We start from the raw sequence: 6,188 nt of genomic DNA, 5'->3' as shown, positions 1-6,188 counted from the left end.
ACAGGTGCAGACATCCTTAAAGCCATAGCTGGAGATAAAGCAGTCAAGATGGCTGCTGAAGCTATTTTTTCAAAAGTTTATTATCGTTGATTTCTTTTAATATTTTCATGGCTTCTATTTTATTGTAAGTATACTTACTTGACTTTTATTTTTTGTAAACTTATAATAACCTACATTATTTAAAATAAGGTATTTAACAAAAATGAAGCAAAGTTCTTTTTGATAAGGGACTTAAAAATAAAGAAGTTGCTCGTATTTTAAATGTTGGAAAGTCTACTGTATCAAAAGCACGCAATAGGTACGAGGCCTTAAAAGACTCTAAAGAGGGTTTAGGGACTACAGTTCAAGTTAATACAAACACTTTTGATAATCTTGTATCTTTAGCTGTATCTACTAAAGTCGAGTCGAGAGTTGTTAAAGCAAATTTTGAAACAATGTTTTATAACCTCTGTATGGCTTTTAGTGGTGATTTTAACTCTTATAAATCCTTAGTACTTAAGGAACTAAAAGATACTATAAGTAATATTGATATCCAGATTATGACCCTTACTAACAAGCTTAAAGGTAACATTAAGTCAAGTGTTAAAGAAAAGCTTAAAACTCAACTTGAAGACAAGCAAAAAGAAAAATTGGAGTATGAAAAGAAATTCTACACTCATAAAATGTCTTTAAACTACAAGTGTCTGCTTAAGTTAAAAACAATGATGAATGTTAAACGAGACATGCAGTGAATAGTATTGTTGATAGTTATGAATTTAAGAGCTTAAGAAAAGAATACTTAAAAGATTTTAACTTTGATATTGCTAGTCTATTTGCTAGTAGTTCTAATATTGACTTTGAAGAGTTTGAGTCTGCACACCTACTACCTAAACAAGCAGAAGTGCTTTCATCCATTGAGTCTGGTAATATTAGTAAAATCATCTTAAGTGGTGGTATTGCTAGTGGCAAAACATTCTTGGCTTGTTACTTGTTTATTAAGAGCTTGCTTGCAAATAAAGACAAGTATAGTAAAAGTAATAATAATTTAATTTTAGGTAATAGTCAAAACTCAATAGAAATAAATGTACTAGGTGAGATGGAAACTATATGTGATCTTTTGCATATATCCTTTGAGAAAAAGAAACAAAATACTACTTTTGTTTTAATTGACGGCCTGCGTGTCAATCTATATGGTGGTGATAAAGCTACAGATTTTAAAAGATTGCGGGGCTCTAATAGTTCATTAATGTTTATAAATGAAGCTACAACATTAAATAGGGAAACTATAAGGGAGGCTTTAAAGAGATTAAGAAATGGTCAAGAGGTTGCAATTTTTGATACCAACCCAGACTTCCCTACACATTTTTTTAAAACGGATTTTATTGATAAAACAGAAGTGTACACTACGTATAACTTTACAACCTATGATAACATCAAAATAAGTAAATCATTTATTGAAACACAAGAGACGTTATATAAGGATTTACCTACATATAAAGCCAGAATTCTTTTAGGGGAGTGGGTCGCAAGTGGTGAGTCAATCTTTACTAATATTAATATGGTTGCTAGCTACGAGTTTATAAGTCCTGTTTGCTACATTGATCCAGCCTTTAGTATAGGTGGTGATAATACCGCTGTTTGTGTACTAGAACGCAGTAGTGATAATAAGTTTTATACATATATTTATCAAGATCAACGCCCCGTAAATGACCCATATATGTTAAGCATGATTAAATCCATAATAACTACTTTTAATGTTAATACACTCTATATTGAAGATCGTGATAACACTATGGGTTTGGGTAGTGTTACTAAAGAGTTTCTTAATTTAAGAAATAATATGAATAATTATTACAGAATTGCTCCTATTAAGCCACTATCAAATAAATTTAATAGAGTATGTTGTTTAATTACTCCTTTTGCGTCTGGATGTATGCATATACTAAACTTTAGTAGTAAATCCGCTATAAATGATATTTTTCTATATAAAGGTGATCTTAGTGTGCATGATGATGCACTTGACGCCCTAGCTAATGCTTATTTACTACTTACTTCTTCAAGGTCAACAAAAAGCACTCAATTTGCTAAATTTAGATATCTATAATTGATAATATATAAAAGCGTATTATACTAGGTACAAAAATAAGGAGATTAATTGATATTATTAACAGCTTATATTGATAAGCTATCAACATTATCAATTAACTACTTTAAGGGATTAATAACAGATATTGCTATTTACTTGATGTTACCTTTAACTGTGTTAATTGTTTTAATTGGGTTTTTGATAGCTTATCTAGAACACTACCAAGACGAGCTAGATAGTATGTTACGCTTGAGCCTACATCAATTGTTGTTACTACTTTTACTATTATGTTTTTTGGTAATAATGAGTTATGTAGAAGGTATGTTTGATAAGCTGGATTATACAAAAGATATGTCTTATGAGTTTGAAGAAATAATTCATTTTCATTATTTTAAGTCACTATATGAGTATGAGTAATAAATACAGTATCAACTGTATCTTGATACACAAGATACTTTTAAAACCATCATTTTCAAGAATTAATAAAAACTTGAACTATATTTATCAATTAAAAAGTATATATGAAATTAGACATAAATATAAATTCACGCGAGTTGTATCTTTACTCAATTTTTTTAGGAATTATATTGAAAATGTTGGTGAGGATGCATTAAAGAACGGTATTTCCTTATTACCTTTTGGTAGCAAGGGTGGTGATGAAACTTTAAGTACTCTTAAAATAGAGCTTAAAGAGGCTTTACTTAATGCTATTATAAGTTATCGCTTTTATGGTGTTGGGTATATCTTAGTTCAAACTAACGATGATTATTCGCATTTAGAGAGTGAGGTTAACAATGAATTACCTATTGGATTTACTTTTCTTGAGAATGGACTTGTGAGTGACAGGGATTTTGATTCAAATTACATCACCTACAACTTAAAAATTAGATCACTAGATGAAAGTGATGATGAACGAATTACTAGCAAAGATGAGCGAATTACTAGCAAAGAAATTAGAATACATAAATCTAGACTTATTATATATGATAACTTTGACCACATTTTAGGGAAGTACACCCCTGTATATACACAAAACTTTCTATTAAATATTTACTTACTAGAGCGTATATATGTTGAAATTGAAAAACGAATTAGCAATCATAATTTTTTGTTTTATAAAGATGAGTATTTAGTTGAATTACAAGACGCTTTAACTAATGCTACAGCCTCGATTGACCTTATAACAAAGAGTAATAGCACCGAGTCTGGTAATATATTTTCAAACCTCTTAAAGGGAAATAAGGATGATCAAATAAATGCTAATATTACGGCTTTTAGAGGTATTAATAATGAACTTGATCGTGAGCTTGCAAGGCTTAAGAGCAACCTTAATAATGAGGGTATTTTTTATACTGGAACACAAAGTGCAAATTTGCAAGTTATTAAGTATGACTTGACCTATCTTAAGGACGCTTTTGAATTAGTTAAGGCCAAGATTGGAGCTGATACTAAGGAGCCTTTAACTAGAAGTTTTAATGAACAGACTAAGGGTTTAGGTAATGATGGTAAAGGAGACCGTAGTAACTATTATGACTTTATTAAGGGCGTGCAGGAAAACGTTGAAAATGCATGCAACATTAAACTTAATAAACACTATGGACTTGATATGAGGTTTAATTCAATCGTTGTTCTAACTGAAGATGAAAAACTAGAGCGTGATAATAAATTAATGGATACATATAACAAGTATTTAACACTAGTTGCTAATAACACACTAGATAGTAAATATTTAGATATGCTAAATAGGAAATTATTTTTTCTAGAGGATATAAATTAAGCGAGATAAAAAGTTAATGAATACATATAACAAGTACTTATCACTAGTTGCTAACAATAATTTAGACATATTAAATAAAGTTTTAGAAGTATTAAAGAGTAAATTATTTAAAAAAGGAGATTTTATGCCAGATAGTGAGCAGAAAGAATTACTTCCTGAGGCTCCAGAAGAGACGCCCGTAGTTGAGACTACTAAAGCTACACAATCACAAACTAAAGCTAGTGAACAAACTAAAACTATTAGTTTAGATGAATATAGTAGGTATATGCGATACAAAAAGCAACAAGAAAAACAAGCACAAGATACACCAAAATCATTGTCTGTTAGCATTAATCAAAAAATAGCTAGTGAACTGGAACAAACTCAATCAAGAATTAAGCATGAAAAAAGTTTGCTTGCTGAAGCTAATAAGATTAATGAGATTGACAATTTATGTAAAGCACACTTAAGTTCGCATTTTAATAAAGAGGCACTTATTAATAAAGGATATCCAATAGCAGAGATAATGATTGCTCAAAAAAAGGAGCTTATTAAAAAGTTTGTTCCAAAAGAACAAATTTTTGCTATAAGTAAAAGCTCTAACATTGATCATATAAGTGGTGAGATTTTAGAACAGTTGGTTGAACTTGCTAAAGTTAACATTAAAAAGCGTGAGAGTAATATTACGATATTAAAAAAAGACAACTCAATACAGTTTGAAGAAGAGGTATCTTTAAATAATCCTAATTTTACACCTCGTGATTTTAGTGAGTTTCACGAGGCTCTTGCTAATGCTTATAGAGAGCGTCAAGTACAATTTTATAAAAATAGAGCCAAAAAGAGAGCTATAGCTTAAGGAGATAATGAAAAATCTTTAAAAGAGCACTAAAACTTAAGGAGACATAAATGCCGGATGCAGATATTACAAAATTAAAGAAAGAGTATGAGGAAAAGCTAGCAAAACTTAAGGCTTTAATGAAAAACCCTCAAGTTGATACAGGTCTTTTTAATAATAATTTTGGATTTACAGACAAAAATTTACACTTTGGTAACTCGGGCGGGACTCGTACAAGTAGTGTTGACAAGATTGAGAATTACTATGCTATAGGGTATCCATACAAGCGGGGCGTTAAGCTTGAATTTGCCCCAGACGGCGGAGCTGAACTTGGTGTGGCTGCCGGGGGTGGTGATGACCTTTATGGTATTTGTACCGATATTGACGAGTTTACTAGTATTGCAACTGTCATTCCTATTACTAATAGTTATGAGGGGTACTTGGTTTTAAAGGACACAGATCAAGGTAATATCGCTTTAGGTGATAAATTATATTTTGATGAGCATGGAATGCTTGCAAAAACTGGCGTTGCAAAGAAAACTGTTAATGCTATTGCTTTATCTAAAGCTCATAAACTTAATGAGAGTCTTTACATAGTACATACACTTGTGTTTGGTAATAGGGCTGTTCCTAAATGAGTAAAAAAGCAAAACTAGGTTTAAATCAAGAAATGCAACAAGAAGTACACTTGGGTCATGATCAACAAGTAGACTTAAATGATCAAGTGGATTTAAATCATGAAATGCAACCCGCAGTAAACTTGGATCCAGAAGTTGATTTAAATCGTGATCAAGTAGTTAACTTAAATCATGAAGAAGTTGATTTAAATCCAGATCAACCACGACGACGAGGTAAAAGAGCAGTACAAGAATACCAAGCACAAGAAGCGGTAGCAAGACCTGATGAAGAAATGTATAAGGAGTATATCTTAAAGCTTAAGAAATACACTAAAAATCCAACAATTGAGGCTGGTGTATTTAGTAATAGAGTAGGCTTTAAAGATAAATTTAAAGTATTTGATAATTCTGGGCTCACTAATTCAAGTAGTGTTGACAAGATTGAGCACTATCCTTATAAGGGATTTCCCTACAAGCGTGGTGTTAAAATTGTGTTTAGTATAGGTGATGACTCGTTAATGGAGCCGTATGTAACACCATCAAAAGATGCAGAGTTATACGGAATATGTGTTGATGTTGATGAATTTACTAATACAGCCTCTGTACTACCTATTACTAATAACTTTGAAGGGTATTTAGTTACAAGAAATCGTAGTCTTGAGATAGGTGATTTACTTGATTTTAATTCACAAGGGATAATTATTAAGGCTGAAGGCGACCCACCAACTTCTATAAATGCCGTAGCATTATCTACTTCTTTTACTATTGATTTTAAAGAAGACTTAGGAGAGTATGAGGATCTTAAAAAGATTGATTTTCAAGTTCATTTTGTCAAGGTTGCTATTTATGGTAATAGAGGAGTTGAGGTTAGTGTACCAAAAGGCGTGCCACGAGTAGTTTAAACATAAAAAGGAG

The 6,188-nt window shown here is 31.1% G+C and carries 5 protein-coding genes and 2 pseudogenes; all 7 read left to right on the top strand.

All coding sequences use genetic code 11. The features are described from left to right. Window positions 1–227: 227 nt before the first annotated feature. A pseudogene (locus tag CR532_RS05395) lies at window positions 228–731 on the top strand (DUF603 domain-containing protein); the annotation flags it as partial. Between the two features lie 5 nt (window positions 732–736). Then, window positions 737–2,083, top strand: coding sequence for a PBSX family phage terminase large subunit (locus tag CR532_RS05055; RefSeq protein WP_108729765.1), 1,347 nt, complete (start codon window positions 737–739; stop codon window positions 2,081–2,083). A gap of 51 nt (window positions 2,084–2,134) precedes the next feature. Further along, a complete protein-coding gene (locus CR532_RS05050; RefSeq protein WP_108729761.1) occupies window positions 2,135–2,482 on the top strand; it encodes a hypothetical protein in 348 nt (115 codons plus the stop codon). A gap of 104 nt (window positions 2,483–2,586) precedes the next feature. Next, a pseudogene (locus CR532_RS05045) lies at window positions 2,587–3,842 on the top strand (anti-CBASS protein Acb1 family protein). Between the two features lie 124 nt (window positions 3,843–3,966). Beyond that, on the top strand, window positions 3,967–4,677 hold the full coding sequence (locus CR532_RS05040; RefSeq protein WP_159076642.1) for a DUF1357 family protein: 711 nt from the start codon (window positions 3,967–3,969) through the stop codon (window positions 4,675–4,677). Window positions 4,678–4,727: 50 nt separating this feature from the next. Further along, complete coding sequence (locus CR532_RS05035; protein WP_108729759.1) at window positions 4,728–5,294, top strand: DUF228 domain-containing protein; 567 nt, start codon at window positions 4,728–4,730, stop codon at window positions 5,292–5,294. Then, complete coding sequence (locus CR532_RS05030; protein WP_108729758.1) at window positions 5,291–6,175, top strand: DUF228 domain-containing protein; 885 nt, start codon at window positions 5,291–5,293, stop codon at window positions 6,173–6,175. The genes CR532_RS05035 and CR532_RS05030 overlap by 4 nt, the downstream gene beginning before the upstream one ends. Window positions 6,176–6,188: the final 13 nt, after the last annotated feature.

The sequence above is a fragment of the Candidatus Borreliella tachyglossi genome, from assembly GCF_003076595.1.
GTDB classification, from domain to species: Bacteria; Spirochaetota; Spirochaetia; order Borreliales; family Borreliaceae; genus Borrelia; species Borrelia tachyglossi.
This window is presented reverse-complemented; position numbering and strand designations above follow the sequence as displayed.